General features: G+C 48.4%; 3 protein-coding genes and 1 pseudogene. All 4 read right to left on the bottom strand.

Going from position 1 to position 3,465, the window contains the following annotated elements; translation table 11 throughout:
• Positions 1-541 (bottom strand): restriction endonuclease subunit S (locus VU18_RS01455; protein ID WP_047757525.1); only part of this gene is annotated, 541 nt, incomplete at its 3' end.
• A 7-nt stretch (positions 542-548) separates the two neighbouring features.
• Positions 549-1,411, bottom strand: a pseudogene (locus VU18_RS18710) (class I SAM-dependent DNA methyltransferase); the annotation flags it as partial.
• Between the two features lies 1 nt (position 1,412).
• Positions 1,413-2,006, bottom strand: a 594-nt coding sequence (locus VU18_RS18705) for an N-6 DNA methylase (RefSeq protein ID WP_236687242.1), incomplete at its 3' end; no start/stop codon positions are given.
• A gap of 338 nt (positions 2,007-2,344) precedes the next feature.
• Positions 2,345-3,465 (bottom strand): 23S rRNA (uracil(1939)-C(5))-methyltransferase RlmD (gene rlmD / locus VU18_RS01445; protein ID WP_047757555.1); only part of this gene is annotated, 1,121 nt, incomplete at its 5' end.

Here is a 3,465-nt window from a genome sequence, read left to right as displayed (position 1 = left end):
AAAACACACTTTGCGTTAACTGGTCTAACGCTTCAATTTGGGCTTTTCGTTTGTCGATGAGTTCTTGGGCTTTATTTAAAACTTTTACTATTTTTTTCTGTTGTTCTAACGTAGTAAGTGGTATTTTTATCTGATTCAACTTATCTTTATTTAACGTAGCTCCTTTCACAGCCCTGTCTGATAGTTTATCAAGTTTAAGAGTTTGTAGTGCATAATACAAATATTCTGGTATTAGTTTATCCTTTTGAATGATAGGAAAAGACGCAATTGCTTCATTTGTATATAGTTCTTCAGTTGTTATTGCTATTTTTCCTATAGAAAGTTTAAAACTCATTAAAACAGTATTTTTCGGCACTATTTTCATTTTGCACTCGTTAACAGCTAAATCAGTAATCTGTTCTTTCGTGTTAGATACATATTTACCTTGCATATCAGAAATTGAAAGCCACTTGTTTCCATTTCCCCAATATGCTTGATTTGATCTAGAAGGGGTTTTCCCAATATTAATCTCACATAATTCATTTAGTTTTACATACTCCATTCAATCATTACCTTCCTATCATTTCTTTCAACTCTTGTAATCCCTGCATAATCTCTTTTTCCAACGTTTCCACTCTTTCAAGTATCACACTCGGCGCTTCATACTGCACTTCTTCATACTCAATCTCTTTATACTTGTTAATCGAAAGGTCATAGTCGTTTTCACGAATTTCTTCCACCGGCACGAAGAACGACTGCTCCGTGCGCTTCCGTTCTTTTTCCGCTTCACGGTTATGGAAGCGCGCAATGATGTCCGGGATATCGTTTTCTTCAATCGGGGTGCGCTTGTCGTCCAATGAGTATCCATCGGCTTTCATGTCATAGAACCATACTTGATCCGTACCGCCGACTCCCGTTTTCGTGAAAATCATAATCGCTGTCGATACGCCCGCGTATGGTTTAAATACGCCGCTTGGCATCGAAATAATCGCTTCTAATTTATGATTTTCCACGATTTCTTTGCGAATATCTTTATGCGCCTTCGAGCTGCCGAACAATACCCCGTCCGGCACGATGCACGCACAGCGTCCGCCCGTTTTTAAAATGCGTAAGAATAATGCCAAAAATAAAAGTTCGGTTTTCTTTGTCTTTACAACTTTTAACAAATCATTTGAAACTGCATCATAATCTAATGAACCTTTAAAAGGCGGATTGGCAAGGATAAGGGTGTATTTGTCCTTATCTTTGTTTTGTTCCGACAAGGAGTCGCGATATTCGATATTCGGATTTTCAATGCCATGGAGCATCATGTTCATCGCGCCAATCCGCAGCATCGTGCGGTCCATATCAAAACCGTAGAACATATGGTTATTAAAATGTTCTTTTAAACTTTGCACTAAAAATAAGTCACTGCGATGTTTGCGCAAATATTNGCCCGCCGCCACCAAAAACCCCGCCGACCCCGCCGCCGGGTCGACGATGATGTCTTCCGGCGTCGGTTTCATCAGCTCGACCATCATGTGAATGATATGACGCGGGGTGCGGAATTGGCCGTTCGTGCCTGCGGTGGCGATTTTCGATAACAAATACTCGTACAAATCGCCTTTCGTATCGCGGTCTTTCATCGGAATGCGGTCAATGCCGTCGACGATTTTGACGAGCATTTGCGGCGTCGGGATCATGAAAATGGCGTCGCCCATATATTTTGCATAGGCCGATTCCCGATTGCCGTGCAAGTTTTTGATGAACGGAAACACTTCATTGGACACGACATCGTACATATGGGCGGCTTCAAAATGTTTGAATTTGCTCCAGCGCAAGTGTTGCTTATCGGGAGGAAAGATGCGTTCCGATTCAATGCCGAGCAGCGCATCCTCCTGCTCGCGCTGTGTTTCGACTTCATCCAAGCCTTTGATGAACAATAAGTAGGTAAACTGTTCAATGACCGTCAACGGATTTGTTATCCCGCCTGTCCAAAACGTTTCCCATATTTTATCGACTTTATGGCGCAATTCGCCTGTGAGCATGGCTTCTATGTACCTCCTTGTGATTTCCAATCTCTATTATATACGGTTTTCGATACAAAAAGGGGAAGAAAAATACGTTTTATGCCGGTTGACGCTCAGGAAGACAGAGGGTGACATTTGGGGCAAAGAAACTCCGACTGTGCTTTGCATGAAGCGGGAGTCGTTCACCATAACCGTTCGAGGAACACTTGCAAGTGTTGTGGATTCTCAATAGGATGGATCTCATCCAGCCCCCAGTTTTGCAGGCGGATGAAATCTTTATCATGTCATTCGTGTCGTCATGGCCGTTTGCCCAATTCGACTGCAAACAACAAGGCCGGATCCACCGGCCCGTTGTCTTATCTCAACCGAATTTTCGCCACACACTCCACATGCGCCGTGTGCGGAAACATGTCCACTGGCTGGACTTCGATCGTTTCGTAGCCGCCGTCTTCTAGGATGCGCAAGTCGCGGGCGAGCGTCGCCGGGTTGCACGAGACGTAGACGACGCGGGACGGTTTCATGGCGATGATCGTCTCAAGCAGCGCGGCGTCACAGCCTTTGCGCGGCGGGTCAACGACCAAGCAGTCGGCGCGGATGCCTTCTTCGTACCAACGCGGGATGACGTCTTCGGCGGCGCCGACTTCGAAGGTGACGTTTTGGATGCCGTTGAGTTTGGCGTTGCGCTTGGCGTCTTCGATCGCTTCGGGGACGATTTCGACGCCGTAGACGTGTTTCGCTTTACGCGCCAAAAAGAGCGAGATCGTGCCGATGCCGCAGTAGGCGTCGATCACCGTCTCCCGCCCGGTCAGCTCCGCGTATTCGAGCGCTTTGTCATACAGCACTTTCGTCTGTTCGGGGTTGACTTGGTAAAACGAGCGGGCCGAGATGGCGAATTGGATGCCGCCGATGCGGTCGGTGATGAACTCGCTTCCCCATAACACCCGCGTTTTGGCGCCGAAAATGACGTTCGTCCGCTCGGGGTTGACGTTTTGCACGATCGATTTCACGCCCGGAATGGCGCGGACGATGTCACGGACAATGTCCTGTTCGTGGGGCAGATGGTCCGTGCGGGTGACGAGAACGACCATCACCTCGCCTGTTGCCGCGCCGTAGCGGGCGACAATATGGCGAAGAACGCCCTTGTGCGTAGCTTCGTCGTATGGGGGAATACCATAGCGCTCGGCGATGCGCTTCACGGCCTGGACGACGACATCGTTCGCCTCTTGCTGGATGAGGCAGGCGTCCATATCGATGATTTCATGCGTCCGCTCCTTGTAAAAGCCCGCGACCAAGCCCCCTTCGCGCTCGCCAACGGGCACTTGCGCCTTGTTGCGGTAGCGCCATGGGTTCTTCATCCCGATGACGGGATGGACGGTGACGCCGTCAAGCTTGCCGATGCGGGCGAGCACTTCTTTCACTTGCTTCTCTTTCGCCTTCAGCTGCCCTTCGTAGCTCAGGTGCTGCAACTGGCAGCCGC

It is taken from the genome of Geobacillus sp. ZGt-1 (assembly GCF_001026865.1).
GTDB lineage: Bacteria > Bacillota > Bacilli > Bacillales > Anoxybacillaceae > Geobacillus > Geobacillus thermoleovorans.
This window is presented reverse-complemented; position numbering and strand designations above follow the sequence as displayed.